General features: G+C 67.0%; 15 protein-coding genes. 5 read left to right on the top strand and 10 right to left on the bottom strand.

All coding sequences use genetic code 11. From position 1 onward, the window contains the following. Positions 1-1,046 (bottom strand): dienelactone hydrolase family protein (locus ACIQ6O_RS05185; protein WP_396206724.1); only part of this gene is annotated, 1,046 nt, incomplete at its 3' end. 54 nt (positions 1,047-1,100) lie between these two features. Next, positions 1,101-2,147 carry a class 1 fructose-bisphosphatase gene (locus ACIQ6O_RS05180; protein ID WP_396206723.1) on the bottom strand — a complete coding sequence of 349 codons (1,047 nt, stop codon included), beginning with the start codon at positions 2,145-2,147 and terminating at the stop codon, positions 1,101-1,103. Between the two features lie 209 nt (positions 2,148-2,356). On the opposite strand from ACIQ6O_RS05180, the gene ACIQ6O_RS05175 reads away from it, so the two are divergent. Continuing rightward, the gene (locus tag ACIQ6O_RS05175; RefSeq protein ID WP_396206722.1) at positions 2,357-2,833 is read left to right on the top strand and encodes a hypothetical protein; all 477 of its coding nucleotides are present in this window, start codon (positions 2,357-2,359) and stop codon (positions 2,831-2,833) included. Between the two features lie 16 nt (positions 2,834-2,849). Here the strand turns inward: ACIQ6O_RS05175 and ACIQ6O_RS05170 are convergent, their stop codons facing one another. The 4 genes from ACIQ6O_RS05170 to ACIQ6O_RS05155 are packed head-to-tail and all read right to left on the bottom strand — an operon-like array spanning position 2,850 to position 7,897. Then, positions 2,850-4,535 (bottom strand): dihydroxy-acid dehydratase, encoded by a 1,686-nt coding sequence (locus tag ACIQ6O_RS05170; RefSeq protein WP_396206721.1) that lies wholly within the window; start codon positions 4,533-4,535, stop codon positions 2,850-2,852. Beyond that, on the bottom strand, positions 4,532-5,440 hold the full coding sequence (locus tag ACIQ6O_RS05165) for an NAD(P)-dependent oxidoreductase (RefSeq protein ID WP_396206720.1): 909 nt from the start codon (positions 5,438-5,440) through the stop codon (positions 4,532-4,534). Before ACIQ6O_RS05165 ends, ACIQ6O_RS05170 begins: the two co-directional genes overlap by 4 nt. 4 nt (positions 5,441-5,444) lie before the next feature. Next, positions 5,445-6,221, bottom strand: a complete 777-nt coding sequence (locus tag ACIQ6O_RS05160) for an SDR family NAD(P)-dependent oxidoreductase (protein WP_396206719.1) — start codon at positions 6,219-6,221, stop codon at positions 5,445-5,447. Between the two features lie 14 nt (positions 6,222-6,235). Continuing rightward, entirely contained in the window at positions 6,236-7,897 is a 1,662-nt protein-coding gene (locus tag ACIQ6O_RS05155; protein ID WP_396206718.1) for a serine hydrolase domain-containing protein, read from the bottom strand. 118 nt (positions 7,898-8,015) lie between these two features. Here ACIQ6O_RS05155 and ACIQ6O_RS05150 point away from each other — a divergent pair, with 118 nt between their 5' ends. Beyond that, on the top strand, positions 8,016-8,258 hold the full coding sequence (locus ACIQ6O_RS05150; protein WP_396206717.1) for a zinc ribbon domain-containing protein: 243 nt from the start codon (positions 8,016-8,018) through the stop codon (positions 8,256-8,258). 14 nt (positions 8,259-8,272) lie between these two features. Further along, the gene (locus tag ACIQ6O_RS05145) at positions 8,273-8,836 is read left to right on the top strand and encodes an EVE domain-containing protein (RefSeq protein ID WP_396206716.1); all 564 of its coding nucleotides are present in this window, start codon (positions 8,273-8,275) and stop codon (positions 8,834-8,836) included. 18 nt (positions 8,837-8,854) lie between these two features. Here the strand turns inward: ACIQ6O_RS05145 and ACIQ6O_RS05140 are convergent, their stop codons facing one another. The 3 genes from ACIQ6O_RS05140 to ACIQ6O_RS05130 all read right to left on the bottom strand — a co-directional run bounded on the left by ACIQ6O_RS05140 (position 8,855) and on the right by ACIQ6O_RS05130 (position 12,551). Then, entirely contained in the window at positions 8,855-9,328 is a 474-nt protein-coding gene (locus ACIQ6O_RS05140; RefSeq protein ID WP_396206715.1) for a hypothetical protein, read from the bottom strand. A gap of 75 nt (positions 9,329-9,403) precedes the next feature. Further along, the gene (locus ACIQ6O_RS05135) at positions 9,404-10,471 is read right to left on the bottom strand and encodes an NADH:flavin oxidoreductase/NADH oxidase (RefSeq protein ID WP_396206714.1); all 1,068 of its coding nucleotides are present in this window, start codon (positions 10,469-10,471) and stop codon (positions 9,404-9,406) included. 19 nt (positions 10,472-10,490) lie between these two features. Beyond that, complete coding sequence (locus ACIQ6O_RS05130) at positions 10,491-12,551, bottom strand: PQQ-binding-like beta-propeller repeat protein (RefSeq protein WP_396206713.1); 2,061 nt, start codon at positions 12,549-12,551, stop codon at positions 10,491-10,493. Between the two features lie 100 nt (positions 12,552-12,651). Here ACIQ6O_RS05130 and ACIQ6O_RS05125 point away from each other — a divergent pair, with 100 nt between their 5' ends. Beyond that, positions 12,652-14,073 carry a hypothetical protein gene (locus ACIQ6O_RS05125; RefSeq protein WP_396206712.1) on the top strand — a complete coding sequence of 474 codons (1,422 nt, stop codon included), beginning with the start codon at positions 12,652-12,654 and terminating at the stop codon, positions 14,071-14,073. 30 nt (positions 14,074-14,103) lie between these two features. Beyond that, positions 14,104-15,441, top strand: a complete 1,338-nt coding sequence (locus ACIQ6O_RS05120) for a Zn-dependent hydrolase (RefSeq protein WP_396206711.1) — start codon at positions 14,104-14,106, stop codon at positions 15,439-15,441. Positions 15,442-15,685: 244 nt separating this feature from the next. Here ACIQ6O_RS05120 and ACIQ6O_RS05115 read toward each other — a convergent pair. Further along, on the bottom strand, positions 15,686-16,111 hold a 426-nt coding region (locus ACIQ6O_RS05115; protein ID WP_396206710.1), incomplete at its 5' end, for an ATP-binding domain-containing protein.

Here is a 16,111-nt window from a genome sequence, read left to right as displayed (position 1 = left end):
CGCGGCCAGCCGTCCTTCGTGGCGGCCATGTTGGCCGCCTCTTCCGCTTCGTCACGATTGGTCGGACGCGGATCGTTCTGGGCGCGCAGGAAGCCGTGCACGGCGCCCTCGTAGTTGATGCCCGTGTAGCTCTTCTTCTGCGCCTTCATCACCGAATCGACGGCCGGCATGAGCGCGGCGATGCGTGCGTCCTTGGAGCCGTTGAGCAGCATGATGGGCTGCGTGATCTTCGCCAGCGAATCCGCATCCACGCTGGCCGGTACTGCCGCCGTGGTGGCCGTGGCCGGCGTGCCGCCCTTGGTGTACGGCGCGCCGTAGAACGCCACGCCGCCGGAGAAGCCCTTGAGGCCGCCATTCACGCCGTGCGCCCACGTGGTAGTGCCGCCCCAGCAATACCCGATCACCGCGTACTTCTGCTGCGCGCTCGGCAACATCATCGCGTAGTTGGCGGCGGCCTTGATGATTGTGTTGCGTTCAGTGGTGTTCACGCCGGCGATGAGGCGACGCGCCGTGTCGGCCGATAGCTCCACCGTGCTGGGGCCGCCGCGGACGCGCGACAGAAAGTCGGGCGCCACCGCGATGAATCCGTCGGCAGCCACCTGATCGGCCACACCGCGCACCCAGGTGGAGAGGCCGAAGATTTCGTGCACCACCACCACCACCGGCGCCTTCTGCTTCGCATTCTTGCTGAACGGGTACACCACCCAGGCCATGAGCGAGTCGGACGATCCGGGCTCGTACGCGATCTTTACCCACTCACCATGACGCGGGCTGTTCTTCACGCGTTCGGCGGCTGCGTTGTTGCTGGCAGGAAACGCGGCATTGTCCTGACTCGTGCGCGCGCCAACCATCGGCGCCGCCATGTCGGCCGCGCTCATGTGCGCGAGATGCTCGTCACCGCCGCCGGTGGTCATGCCACTGGCAAAACCACCGACATCACGGGACGACGAACGGGCGAAGGCGGGCGACGAAGGCGCGGTGCGCTGCAGGGTGCACGCACCGGTCACGGCGAGCACGGACAGCGCCAACGAAATACGGCGGGACATGACGACCTCGAAGTAGGAAAGGACCCGGCAAATGTACACGTGCCGGGGGCGCTGTCACGTTTCCTGTGTCGCCTGCAACTGCGCACGGAAGAGCTCCTCGACCCTCGCCACCTCGTCGCGGGCGCCGAACACGAACGGCGCGCGCTCGTGCAGAAATTGCGGCTCGTGTCGCATCACCCGCGAGCTGCCATCGCTCGCCCAGCCGCCGGCCTGCTCGACGAGCATCGCAATGGGCTGGATTTCGTACAGCAGCCGGAGCCGCCCGCGTTCGTAGCCGCGGCGGGCATCGTTTGGATAGAGAAACACGCCACCACGCATGAGGATGCGATGCGCCTCAGCTACCAGCGAGGCGATCCAGCGCATGTTGAAGTCCTTGCCGCGTGGACCGCTGGCCCCGGCGAGACATTCGTCCACGTACCGTGTCACGGCAGGCGTCCAGTGCCGCGCGTTCGACGCATTGATGGCGAACTCCTGTGTAGCGGGGGCGATGCGCAGGGCCGGATGCGTGAGGACCCATTCGCCGAGCGACGGATCGAGCGTGAACGCCTGCACGCCGCGTCCGACCGTGAGCACGAGCATCGACGAGGGGCCGTACAGCGCATAGCCGGCGCACACTTGCGACGTGCCCGGCTGAAGGAAATCGCTGGCGGTGGGTGTTTCCGTGCCGCGGGGGGCACGGCGCACCGAGAAGATGCTACCGACGCTCATGTTCACATCGATGTTCGACGAGCCATCGAGCGGATCGAACGAGAGCAGGTACTTCCCGCGTGGGAAGGCCGATGGAATGGCGTAGGGTTCGTCCAGTTCTTCCGATACCATGCCCGCCACATGGCCGCCCCATTCGCACGTGCGCAGGAGGATCTCGTTGGCGATCACGTCGAGCGGCTGCTGCACTTCTCCCTGCACGTTCATAGCCGTGGTGGTGTCCGACGGTGCGGCCATGGCGCCACGTCGCACCTCGAGGGCGATGGCTTTGCAGGCGAGGGCGATGTCCAACACGAGGCCGTCGAAGTCGCCCGTGGCCTCTGGGGCGGCACGGCGGGACTCGATGAGAAACTGCGCGAGGGTGGGGCGGGCACCCGTGGGAGAGAACTGGACCATGCCGAACGATTGTCGCAATAGCGTGCGCACCGCTACTGTAGGCACGTGATCCGTTTCCGCCCGGTGACCGGAGCCCAGGCCCGGCAGCTGGAGGCGCCGCACGCGTATTTCAAGAATGGTGGTGACGGACGCGTCCTCGCGCGCTGTTCGCTCACTCAGGGAATCCGCGCCGGTGGCAACGTCGCTGCGCCGTCTTGCGTTTGACGTATATGCTTGCCTCTCTCATCGTCGTGCCGCTGCTCGCGCTGAGCTCACCGCCGTCGCAGCCATCACAACCACTGTGCGCCGATGCGGCCGCCTTCTTGCGTTCGGACCGGCAGATGGCGGTGGTCGTCGAGCCCGATACGCTCGACGACTGGCGCACGCGTCAGAAGCTCGTGGGCTGCCGCATTACGGCAGCGGGCGGCACCGTGCGCGGCGTGCAACCGGAAGCCGTGGCTTTCTACGAGCGGGTGCGCGCTGTGGGATGGGTGCGCACCCCCGAGCCGTACGATGCACCCAACGAAGGCTCGCTGCGCTTCCGCATGGGCAAGGCTGATTGCCTGTTCAACGTGTACGGCGATGCCATGCTCATGACCGACGCCGAAGATCGCGTGGATGAGGCCAAGCCCCTCGGAGCCGGCGAACGTCGCTACCACGTGTACGTGATGTGCACCCCCGCGCTCCCGGCGGCGCCGCGGGGCTGAGGAACATCACCAGCAGTTACCCCGGCCCGGAATGCGTGACCGCCCCGAGATGCGCCGGACCAACCACGGCCCGGTACTTCTCGAGTAGGCCACCACGTACCGGCTGCGCGCCGGACACGCGCACCGCGAGCCGCGCCGTCAGCTCCTCGTCGCTCAACTCTACGGAAATCGACCTCGCCTCCGGCCGCGCATCGATCGCAATGATGTCGCCATCGCGCAGCGCCGCGATGGGGCCACCGTCGGCCGCTTCCGGGCCGGCATGGCCGATGCACAGCCCGCGCGTCGCGCCGCTGAACCGACCGTCGGTCAGTAGTGCCACCTTGTCACCCACGCCCTGCCCATACAGGAGTGCGGTGATCCCCAGCATTTCGCGCATACCGGGGCCGCCGCGCGGACCTTCGTTGCGAATGACGAGCACATCGCCCACCTCGTAGGCGCGCGCCGACACCGCCGCCTGCGCGGCCTCCTCGCTCTCGAAGACGCGCGCGGGGCCACGATGCACCAGGGTGCCGAGTCCCGCCGTTTTCAGCAGGGCGCCATCGGGGCAGAGGTTGCCCGTGAGCACGGTGACACCGCCGTCGAGTGAGCGCGCCTGCGATATGGGCTTCACCACCTGGCCATCGGCCGCCGGCACGTGGGCCAGTTCTTCGGCGAGTGTCCGTCCCGTGAACGTGAGCGCGGTGCCGTCGATGAACCCGGCGTCGAGCAGAACGCGCAACACCACGCCCGCTCCACCGACATGATGTAGGTCGCGCGCGAGATAGCGCCCACCGGGCTGCAAGTCGGCGATAAGTGGCGTACGGGCAAACACCCGCGCCAAATCGGCGAGAGTGAATCGGATACCAGCCTCGTGCGCCAGCGCCGGCAGATGGAGCGCGGTATTGGTGGAGCCTCCCGTGGCCGACACCACGGCGCACGCATTCTCGAGCGCCGCCCGCGTCACGATGTCACGCGGTTTCGGTGCGTCCCCCATCACCGCTCGCATGAGTGCGGCGGCGGCGCGTCGCATGAGCGGCGCCCGCTCGCTGTACACCGCCGGGACCATGCTCGACCCGATGGGGGCAAGGCCGATCGCCTCGGACACCATGCCCATCGTGTTCGCCGTGAACTGTCCGGCGCAGGCGCCCGCCGTGGGCAGGCAGACGTGCGCGAGCGCCCGCAGCGTGTCTTCCGTGGTCTCGCCGGCCAGCACCTTGCCGATCGTTTCGTACGTCTCGGCAACGTTCGTATCGCGACCCTGCCAGTGTCCGGGCAGGGCCGCGCCGCCGTGCACGAACACCGACGGCACGTTGCAGCGCAGCATGCCCATCATGAGGCCGGGGAGATTCTTGTCGCAGGCCCCGATGGCGAAGATGCCGTCCCACTGATGCGCCTCAGTGCTCGCCTCCACGCTGTCGGCAATGAGTTCGCGGGACACGAGCGAGTACCGCATGCCAGGGTGCGCCACCGATAGTCCGTCGGACACACTCACCACGGGACATTCGTGTGGCATGCCGCCGTGCGCGTAGATGCCGGTCTTCGCGTGCTGCGCCTGATCGCGCAGGTTCATGTTGCACGGGCTCATCTCGCCGCCCGTGTGGAACACGCCGATATGCGGGCGACGGATTTCGTCGTCGTCTTGCCCCAGCGCCTGCAAGAACGCGTGCGTGGTGGCGCGAATGGTGCCGTCGTAAATGGCGCTCGAGCGGAAGCGGCGCGTCATGACGTGGCGCGCACGAGGCGGATGAGACGTGACGCATCACCTTCGGCGCCGATGTCGTCCCGCCCGATTGCCGCGTCGTATTGCGCGAGGGCCGCCGTGGTGACCGGAATGTGCGCCCCCGCCTCACCAGCGAGGCGCACCACCTGCGCGATATCCTTGCGGAAAGTGCCCACTGCTCCGAGCCGCGGCATGTCGGTGTTGGTCGCCATGCGCGGGCCGAAGATCTGCAGGGGCAGTGAATCGGCAAAGCCGCCGGCCAGTGCCGCCGGCAGTCGTGACGCATCGACGCCCGTGCGCTCGGCGAATGCCAGCATCTCGGCGATCACCATGAGATTGCATGCCACGATCTGCTGGTTGCAGCTCTTGGCGAGCTGGCCAGCGCCGTGGTCGCCCATGTGCGTTACGCGTTGCGCGAGGGCGCTGAACACCGGCGCTGCGCGCACGATGTCGTCGGCGTCGCCGCCTGCGAACACAATGAGCCGCCCCGCGCGCGCGGCCGGTACACCACCCGACACCGGCGCGTCGAGCCACGCCGCGCCACACGCCAGCTCGAGCGCACTGGCCATGTCGCGCGTGGCGTCGGGGGCGATGCTGGAGAGATCCACCACCAGCGAATCGTGGCGCAGCGCCGATGCCAGCTGACCGCTGCCGAACACCACGTCCCGCACCGCCGCCGTATCGGTGAGGCAGAGGCACACGATGTCGGTGTCACGTGCGAGCGCCGCCGACGAGTCGGCGAGCCGCGCGCCGGCGGCCACCAATGGCGCACACTTGTCGGGCGATCGGTTCCACACCGTGACGTCACGGCCGCACTCGAGCAGTCGCTCCACCATCGGCGCGCCGATGAGCCCTGTCCCGATGAATCCGATGCGGACCGCCTCCACCGCGTCGTGCGTCTCGTGCATCGTACTAGCCGTTGAGATGGAGACCGTTGTCGATCCGGATGATCTCCCCGGTGATGCCGGTCGGACCGTTCACGAGAAACAGCGTGAGTTCGGCGACTTCGTCGGGGTGCAGCAACCGCTTGAGTGGCTGTGTCTCGAGGTATTTCGCCTCGACCGCGGCCAGCGCCTCGGGGTCGAGGACGCGGCTGGGTAGGCCGCCGGCGACATAACCGGGTGCGATGGCGTTGACGCGGATATGTGGCGCCAGCGACCGCGCCATCGACAGCGTGAGCGAGATCACCGCGCCCTTGCTCGCCGCATACGCCACGCTGGAGCCGACACCCGATAGGCCCGCGATGGACGAATAGTTCACGATGGCGCCGCGCCCGCTCCGCTCGAGCGCGCTGCGGCAGGCACGAATCATCTGGAACGTGCCGAGCACGTTCACGTCGTTGGTGCGACCGAATTCGCTCGACGGCAGCGCTTCGAGGTCGGCGTGCGGCACGAAACGCGTGACGCCGGCGCAGTTCACCAGCGCGTCGAGACGGCCGAAATGCTCTTCCGTGCGCGCCGCGGCACGACGGCAGGAGGCATCGTCGGTGACATCGAGGTCCACGACGAGTGCGTCACTGCCGAGCGCGATGCACTCGGCCATCACCCCCTGCGCTTCCGCGACCGTGTGGGTGAGACTGCCGATCGCGGTGCGCCACCCGGCGCGCGCGAAGATCCGGGCACAGGCGGCACCGATGCCTGTGGCGGCGCCGGTGATGAAAACGACGGGTCCGTTGTCTGGAGACATCATGAGGTGCTCGAACTCTACGGCTGGCGTACTGATACGAAATCCCACGCGCGCGAGGCGCCGAAGTGCATCTCGCGCCCTTTCCCGTTCTTGCCGCGCACGAACCACACGGCGTTGTCGTTGCCGTCGAAGGCGTCCTGCACGGTCGGGGTGAGCGTCTCCACCACGCCATGCCGCGGACTCACGGTGAGTGTGCCATCCACGATGGCCACCGTGAACGTCACCCCGATCTCGTCGTTACGATAGCGGCCGGCGAGGGCCTGCAGATCGGCGGCGGTGGGCACCCAGCGGTCGCTCTGGCGCAAGGTATGCACGACGCTGTCGCCGTCGCTGGTCGTCGTGCGTAGGGTGCGCGTGCGCCCGTCGGTACTTACCACGAGCCGCGCCACTTGACCGCCCAGCAGATGGGTGCCGTCGCGGAGCGTGCGAATGGGTACCCCATTGAAGCGCACCGTGCCCTTGCTGGTGTCGATCACCGACATGGTATGCCAGCGGCCATCCTCGTACAGGCCGCGCCACGCCACCAGCGCCGCGTGATCGGTGGTTACCGTATCGCGCGCCGCCGGCTTGGCAAGCTCGGGGTGCAGCGCGTCCACGATGGCATAGGTGTAATTGGTGGCCGCAGCGCCGGCCGCGTTGCACATCACGGCAACAGAGAGATTGCCAAGTTCGGGGAAGCGGGCGAGGTAGGTGCTGTACCCGTTGGTCGAGCCCGAGTGCGCGATCTGCGGCGTACCGCGGTACTGGCTCACCATCAGGCCCAGCGCGTAGGCGATCTCGGTGCCGTTGGTGAGACGCATGCGGCGGGTGAGTGAGTCCACGACGGCACTACCGAGCGTCTTGCGGGTGAGATGCTCGTTCCACGTGAGCCAATCGCCGATCGTCGTCCAGAGGCCGCCCGCGCCGATCACGTTGTCGTTGGGCATATCGATGTGCCAACCATCAGGCGCACGACGATACGCCTGCGCCAGCCCCGCGACCACACGCGTGTAGTCGCCGCGCCACGACGTGTTGGTGAGCCCGAGCGGCGTGAAGATGCGCTTCGTCGTGAAGGATTCGAAGTCCATGCCGCTCACGCGTTCCACGAGGGTGCGCGCGAGCAGAAAGCCCGAATTGGTGTACGAGTAGTGATCGCCGACCGGATAGTTCAGCGCCTGCTGATCGGTGATGATCTTGAACACGTCCGACTGGGTGTGCACGCGCGTGCCGCGCGGCCATCCCTGCCAGGCGACGAGATTGCTCCACTCGCGCAGGCCCGTGGTGTGCGTGAGCAGGTGGCGCACCGTGATGACACGTCCGTAGTTCCGGAGCTCCGGCAGGTACGTACGCGTATCGTCGTCGAGGCGAAGCTTGCCGTCGGCCACGAGCAGCATCACGGCGGTCGCCGTGAATTGCTTCGCCACCGAACCCGATTCGAGCGTCGTGGAGGGCAGGATGGGCAGGCCAGCCGTGAGATTGGCCATGCCGTAGCCGCGCTCGAGCAGCGTGGTGCCGCCGCGGGCGATGCCCACGCCGCAGCCGGGGCTGTGGGTGCTGTTCCACGGGGCGAACACCCGGTCGGTGATCGCGATCAGCTGAGCCGTGGTGGGCTGCTGGGCCTGGACGTTCCGCGGGCCCATGAAGGTCGCGAGCGCCAGAGCGGCTACGGCGCGTGCGGCGGCAGGGGAGGGGAGAGGCATGCCGCGAAGCTACACCGTGGCGCGGCGGGCCACCATTTCGACGGGGGTGCCTCTTGGCAGCCGGCCGGTGGTGCCAACGTCCTCGCTCCGGAATTGACGCGCGGGGTAAGTTGCAGGCATGCCGATTTACGTCTACGAAACGATGCCCTCGGCGCCGGACGCTGCGCCCGAGCGGTTCGAACTCCGTCAGTCGATGGCCGAAGCCCCGCTGACGATGCACCCGGAGAGCGGGGTGCCCGTGCGCCGGGTGTTGTCCGGCGGTCTGGTCACGTTCACCAACAGTCAGTCGGGTGATGCGTGCGGGGTACCGGGCGGGGCCCCGCGGGGCGGGTGCGGCAGTGGAAACTGCTGCATGAACTGACGGGTTAGGCACGCATGCCAGCCAAGAAATCGCCAGCCAAGAAAGCGCCCAAGTCGATGCCGTACGAGCAGGGGGCATGGGCGCACGTGTTCGCGCCGCGTGCGCCGGGCGAGCGTCGCTACTGGCTCATCAAGTCTGAGCCGGACGTGTTCTCGTTCGAGGATCTCGAGCGGGCGCCCAAGCAGACGACCTGCTGGGACAGTGTGCGCAACAGCAGCGCGCGCAACTTCATGCGTGACGGCATGAAGAAAGCTGATCTCGCGTTCTATTACCACTCGAACGCCGAGCCGTCGGGGATCGTGGGGATCTGCGAAATCGTGCGCGAAGGCTATCCCGACCACACGGCATGGGATCCCTCACACGACTACTTCGACGAGAAGAGCGATCCCGACATGCCCACCTGGTACATGGTGGACGTGAAGGCGGTGAAGCCGTTCAAGACCATGGTGGCCCTACCGGAGATCAAGGGTGACCCGGCACTCGCCGAGATGGCACTCGTGAAGGTGGGGCGCCTCTCCGTGGTCCCCGTGACGCCGGCCGAGTGGGAGTACCTCTGCGCACTCGGCGGCGTGGCGTGATCGGCAGGCGGTCGCGCGTCAGGGTTTGACGCGCGACCCGGTTACTGGCGCCGCGTCGCCAGATCCCATCATCAGTCCTTCGATTTCGCGCTGCATGTCGCCGGTGAGCGTGTCGCCCGTCGCGCGCAGGTTCCAGGTGACCTTCACCTGACGGACCATCTCTTCCCCGTTCATGTTCAGGCGCGCCTCCTGCCGCTGCAGGAAGGTGGCGCCGTCGCCGTTCGCACGGCCACTGAGGGTGAACGGCTTGGGGAGCGGCGCGCCATCGCTGCGGCTCTTCACCTCGAACGACGCGAGGAGCGAGTCGCCCGACGGGACCACCGAGAGCGTGCCCGTCGCCTTGATGATGCGCACGTCGTCATTCTGGATCATGCGGCCGAGCTCCCATTCGATGTTCCAGCGTCCGGCAAGCGACGGGGCGGTTTGTGCGGCCAGCGGCGTCGTCGACCACGCGAGGGCCAGGGAAGCGGTGAGCAGAAGGGTACGAAACATCAGGGGTGTCCGGAAAAGGTTGACTGATCTGACACAATCTTCGATCCGAAGGGTTGCCACCATTGCTGATCCTGCTCAGCGCTTGCGCGCCCGCACGTACTGATCGGGCCACGGCCCGTCGTCACCCAGGGCATGCGCCGCCTCGAGCGGCCAACGCGGGTTGCGCAGCAGTTCGCGCGCAAGCAGCACCAGATCCGCCTCGCCGTTGGCGACGATGGCGTCTGCCTGATGCGGTTCGGTGATGAGCCCCACGGCGGCGGTGGCAATGCCCGCCTCACGCTTCACACGCGCCGCGAAGGGGACCTGATAGCCCGGGCCCACGGTGATCTGCTGGTGCGCCGCGAGCCCGCCCGACGACACGTCGACGAGGTCCACCCCCAACGTGCCGAGCACCTTCGCCAGCGCCACGGATTCGTCGACCGTCCACCCACCCTCGGCCCAGTCGGTGGCCGAGATGCGTACGAACAGCGGCCACGTGTCGGGCCAGATCGTCCGCACGGTGCGCGTGACGTCACACAGCAGGCGGATGCGGTTCTCGAACGAGCCGCCGTACGCGTCGGTGCGCTGGTTCGACAGCGGCGACAGAAACTCGTGGAAGAGATAGCCATGGGCGGCGTGCAATTCGGCCACCTTGAACCCGGCTTCGAGGGCACGCTGCGCCGCGAGACCAAACGCTTCGATAAGCGCTTCGATCTCGTCGAGCGACATCGCCTGTGGCTGCGCGTACTCGGGGGAGAAGGCGATGGCGCTCGGCGCCTTTACCCGCCAGCCACCTTGGTCAGGGGGCACCATGCCGGTCCCCTCCCACGGACGCTTCGTGCTCGCCTTGCGGCCGGCGTGCGCGAGCTGAATGCCCGCCACCGTTCCGTGCGCATGCAGGAAGTCCGTGATGCGACGCAGCATGGGAATGTGCTCATCGCGCCAGATCCCGAGGTCGGACGGAGAAATGCGCCCTTCCGGCACCACTGCCGCGGCCTCGGAAATCACGAGCCCCGCGCCTCCGGTGGCGAAGGCGCCGAGGTGCACGAGGTGCCAGTCCTCGGCGAAGCCGTCGGTGGAGGTGTATTGGCACATCGGCGACACACCGATGCGGTTGCGCAGCGTGAGCGCGCGCAACGTGAGGGGCGAGAAGAGTGCGGACATGCGAAGTTGCCGGTTCGGGTCAGGGGAGCGCGAAGGCAACATACACACCACCACTCGGTGCGCCGTTCTTGCCGCCACCGCACGCAATCACGAGGTACTGCTTGCCGTTCACCATGTACGTGCTCGGCGTGGCATTACCCGCGAACGGCAGCGTCGCTTCCCACAGCAGCGTGCCGTTCGTCTTGTCGAACGCACGGATCTTGTTGTCGTAGGTCGTGGCGGCGATGATGAGCAGCCCGTTCTCCGTGACGACCGCGCCGCCGTAGCTGTCGGTCCCCGTGTTCTTCACGCCCTTTGCGGCCAGCTTGGGATACTCGCCGAAGGGAATGGACCACGCGATGGTGCCCTTGTTGAGATCGATCGCGTTGAGCGTCCCCCACGGCGTCTTCACCCCGGGATAGCCCTCGTGATCAAGGAAGATGTCGAAGTAGGCCGTGCGGTAGGGCAGGGCGTAGGGATTGGGCGCCGCCGCGACCTTGGCCTTCGTCGCATCCTTGCCGGTCACGAGGTAGTTCACGATGTCGTTGATGGCCCCGCCATCCATCGCGGCCCCGAAGCCCGGCATACGCCCGCTGCCTTCCCGCACCATCTGCGCGATCTGCTCGCGTGAGCGACGGGCGGCGATGCCAAGCAACGACGGCCCCATGGCCGAGCCCTTGCGGGTCGCGCCATGACAGCCGGCGCAGTTGGCGCTGTACAGCGACGCGTCGCTACGCGGCACCAGCTTGAGGAGCCACGCCATTTCGTTCGAGTTCACGTACAGCAGCCCGGTCTGCGGATCGAACGCTGGCCCGCCCCATTCACCACCACCGTCCACGCCGGGATAGATGATGATCCCCTTGCCATTGGGGGCCGTGTACGGATGCGGCGTGTTGTATTCGGTGAACGTCTTGAGCGCGGCGCGATACGCCGCCGGTGTGCGGCGCGTGAGATCGTTGCGCGTGAGTTGCTGACGCGCGAACGGCGGCGGATTCACCGGAAAGCGCTGCGTGGGCGACACCTGCTCACCGGGGAGCGCCTGTTGCGGCATGCGCCGCTCTTCCACCGGAAACATCGGCGCACCGGTGACGCGATCGAACAGCCAGGTGTGTCCCGTCTTGGTGATCTGCGCCACGGCGTCTACCGGCTTGCCGTCGCGCTGCACCGTCACGAGCACCGGGGCCGCCGGGAGGTCCCGATCCCACACGTCGTGCTTGAGCACCTGATAGTGCCAGAGGCGCTGCCCGGTCTTCGCGTCGAGGGCGATGACGCTGTTCGCGTAGAGGTTGTCGCCGGCGCGATTGGCGCCGTAGAAGTCGTAGCTGGCCGATCCGGTGGCGGCGAATACCATGCCGCGCTGCGCGTCGAGTGTGACTCCGCTCCACGCGTTGGCGCCGCCGGCGATCTTCCACGCCTCGGCGGGCCAGGTGTCGTAGCCGGCTTCACCCGGATGCGGGATGGTGTGGAAGCTCCACACCTGCTTGCCGGTGGTGATGTCGAAGGCGCGAATGTCGCCGGGCGCGCTGGGGAGCTGCTCGGGGACGGTGCTGCCCATGATGAGCAGATTGCCGTACACCACACCCGGAGTGGACGCGCTCACCGACAGCCCTTCGGTGTTGCGCCCGAGCCCCTCGCGCAGGTCTACCCAGCCGTTGGTGCCGAACGAGGGGATGGGCTGGCCCGTCTTGCGGTCGAGCGCGTAGAGGCGATTGCGATAGTTGAACAGCACGCGATCGCCGGTCACCACCACGCCGCGGTGCCGGATGCGCGAGGTGGGTGGTGCCCCGTTCTGCGGGTCGAAGCGCCACAACTGCTTACCGCTCGACGCATCGAGCGCGAACACCTGCAACTTGGGCGTGGTCGCGTACATGACCCCGTCGATGACGATGGGGTTCGCCTGCATTTCCGATCCGGGGAAGGCGTCGCCCGTGTCGAACGTCCACGCCACCTTGAGCTGCTTCACGTTGGCCGGGGAGATCTGCGACAACCGGCTGTAGTGCGTGTGGTCGTCATTCCCGTGGTACACGGGCCAGTCGGCGTTCTGGGCCGCGGCGGTGGCGGCCGCGAGCGGGAGGGCCAGGAGGGCGTGGGAGAGGCGCATCCCGAGAAGGTACTGCGCGGGCACCAGGGGAGCATCGTATGCGTTTGCCGCCGGTGGCGCCGTACGCCACTCGGTCCGGACCCACTAAAAGCGATCACTCATGCGTCTTTGCATTGCACTTCGTTCCTCCCTGTCACTGGCCTTCGTGTCGCTGCTGGGGGCCTCCCTGGGCGCCCAGAGCGGTCCGCCGCCGGGCATTCGCCCGGGCGCCGGTGGTCCTCCCGGCGGCATGGGGCGGCCGGCCATGGCAGCCCCCGATTCGAATACGCTGCAGTCCCAGGCCATCCGCGTCTTCCTGGACTGCCAGGGACGCATTCGCGGCTGTGACCGCGACTTCATCGTCACAGATGTGAACTTCGTGAACTGGATGCGCGACCGGTTTGACGCCGACGTGCAGATCCTGGTGTCGGGGCTCACCAACGGCGGTGGCGGGACCGAGAACACCATCACCTTCATCGGCCGTCGCAAGTTCGAGGGGATGGCCGACACGCTGGTGCTCAACACGCTGCCCAACGACCCCGACGACCGCATCCGTCGCGAACTCGCCCGTGTGTTCAAGCTCGGTCTCGCGCGCTACGTGGCCAAGTCGCCCATCGCCGCGCGGTTGCAAATGGCGTACATCGCGCCCTTCGGCCTGCAACAGCAGCAGGCGTCGGCGGCGAATCTCAAGGACAAGTGGAACCTCTGGACCTACACCACGAACTTCAACGCGTTCGTGCGCGCCGAGGACCAGCAGCAGTCCATCAACGGCTCGCTGTCGTTGTCGGCCAATCGGGCCACCGAGGCGTGGAAGCTCAACTTCTCGCTCAGCGGGAACGTGAACGAGCAGCGCTTCGAAATTCCGGAGCGGGGCGGACGGCCCGCGTTCACCGTGCGCAACGAGCAGCGCACGTACAATGCCAACTCGCTGATCGTGCGGTCGCTGTCGTCGCACTGGTCGGCGGGGCTCAAGCTGGGCGCCGGGTACTCCGACTTCCTCAATCAGGATCTGGCGCTGCGTGCGCAGCCGGCGGTCGAATACAACATTTTCCCGTGGTCCGAGCAGACGCGCCGGCAGCTCACGTTCCTCTACAACGTGGGGCCGAACTACTACAACTACCAGCGGACCACGGTCTTCAACCGTGACACCGAAACGCGGTTCAGTCAGCAGGCGACGGCGTCGTTCGTGGCGCGGCAGTCGTGGGGATCGAGTAACCTCTCACTCGACTGGCTCAACTACCTGCACGACTTCAACCGGCACGCGCTGACGCTGAGCGGTAATGTCGATCTTCGTCTGGGCCGTGGATTCTCGCTCAACATCGGCGGGTCGGCGGCCAGGATCAACGACCAGATCTACCTGCCGCGCGCGGGTAACACCGAAGAGGAGATTCTGCTGCAGCGTCAGGCGTTGCAGACGGGCTTCCGCATTACCACGAACATCGGCATCCGGTATACTTTCGGTTCCATCTACAACACCATCGTGAACCAGCGCTTCAGCAGCCTGGGCGCGAGCGGTGGTCGGTTCTCGTTCTTCTTCTTCTGAGTTCCCGCGACAAACGGGGAGGTACCACTCGTGCAGCGACGTGATTTTCTCCAGAAGGCCGCGGCGCTGGCGGCACTCCCCGTAGTCGCCCCGTTGGTGTCATCATCGTCAATGGCATCGCCGTGGGCTGGCCGTCAGAAGAAGCCGCTCGTGGTGAATGGCGCGCGGCTCAATGGCTGGCTGGCCCAGTTCGATCGTATCGGCCGTACCGCCGGCGGCATCAATCGCGTGGCGTACTCCGAGGCCGATCTGGCGGGGCGCGCCTTCACGCGCGAGCTCTTCGCGCAGAGCGGGTTGCAGCTACGCCTCGACACGGCCGGCAACATGCTGGCCCGGGTGCCGGGCACCGACGCGTCGAAGGCGCCGATTCTCATCGGGTCCCACGTGGACTCCGTGACCGACGGCGGCAATTACGACGGTCCGGTGGGCTCCTTCGCCGCCATCGAGGTGGCGCGCTCGCTGGCCGAGCAGAAGGTGCGGCTGCGTCACCCGCTCGAAGTCGTCGTGTGGCAGAACGAAGAGGGCGGCACGATCGGCAGCAAGATCGCTGTGGGGCTGCTCACCCCGGCCGATCTCGAGAAGGTGGCACGCAGCGGCAAGACGGTGCGCGAGGGCATCGGCATCATCGGCGGCGATGTGTCGCGCCTCAACGAAGCGGTGCGCAAGAAGGGCGACATTGCCGGCTACATCGAGCTCCACATCGAGCAGGGCGGCCTGCTCGAGAAGGCCAGCCGGCAGATCGGCGTGGTGGAAGGGATTGTGGGGCTGCGCTGGTTCGAGATCACCATCACCGGCTTCTCCAATCACGCCGGCGCCACGCCCATGGATCAGCGGCAGGATGCCATGCTCGCCGCCGCGAAGTTCACGGTGGCGGTGAACGACGCCATTCGCAGTGAATCAGGTCGGCAGGTGGCCACGGTGGGGCGGCTCAACGTCACCCCCAACACCACCAACGTGATCCCGGGCCAGGTGGTCCTCACCGTCGATCTGCGCGATCTCGACCAGAACAAGATCGACCGGTTCACCGCGCGCTTCGAGCAAATCGCCCGCGAGATCGGGGCCGCTACCAGCACGAAGTTCGCGTTCACGCAACTCGTGAACAGCGCGCCCGCCATCTCCGATTCGCGTATCCTGACCGTGATCGAGTCCAGCGCCACCGCTCTCGGCTTGTCGCATCAGCGCATGCCGAGCGGGGCGGGCCACGACGCGCAGGAAGTGGCGCACATCGCGCCGATGGCGATGATCTTCGTGCCGAGTGTGGGCGGGATCAGCCACTCGCCCAAGGAGTTCTCGCGCGCCGACGACATCGCGAACGGGGCGAATGTGTTGATGAACGCGGTGGTCGCGGCAGACCGAGTGATGGAGTAGGGCGACCTACGGTTCATTCGACTACCAGCAGACGGCAGACGGCAGGCACTACAGCACGCAGTGTCGGAGGAATTCGGTAGAACAACCCGGCGGCATGCGCTGCGCGCGCCGCCGATACGGAACCGCAAAGGAAATCGGGGGCGCCGCAAAGCGGCCGCCCCCGTTTTGTTCTACCGCATTCCTCCCAAACTGCGTGCTGTAGTTCCTGCCGTCTGCCGTCTGCAGTTCGTCGCACGCACCACGCCTAGCCAATCCCCAACCCCGCAAAAAACTCCAAAACCCGCCCATCCACCTGCACATCATCACGATCCAACGCCCGCTGCAGCGTCACCCCCTCCATCGTCCGGCTCCGGCTCAGCGCCACGTACGTCTGCCCGGCCGAGAACGCGCCGCGGCCAAGGTCCACGTGCACCCGGTCGAAAGTGAGCCCCTGCGATTTGTGAATGGTCACGGCCCACGCGAGTTGCAGCGGCAGCTGGCGATAGCGCCCCACGCTGCGCGTGCGCAGCTCGCCGTCTTCATCCACCCAGTACTCCTGCTGCACCCACTCCTGCGCCGTCACCGTCACCCGTGATCCGTCGTCGAGGCGCACCCGTACCTCGTCGTGACCAATGTGCTCCACGTACCCCAGCGAGCCGTTCACCCACGCCTGCTCGGGATCGTTCTTCAC

The organism is Gemmatimonas sp. (assembly GCF_044345575.1).
Classification (GTDB): Bacteria; Gemmatimonadota; Gemmatimonadetes; order Gemmatimonadales; family Gemmatimonadaceae; genus Gemmatimonas.
This window is presented reverse-complemented; position numbering and strand designations above follow the sequence as displayed.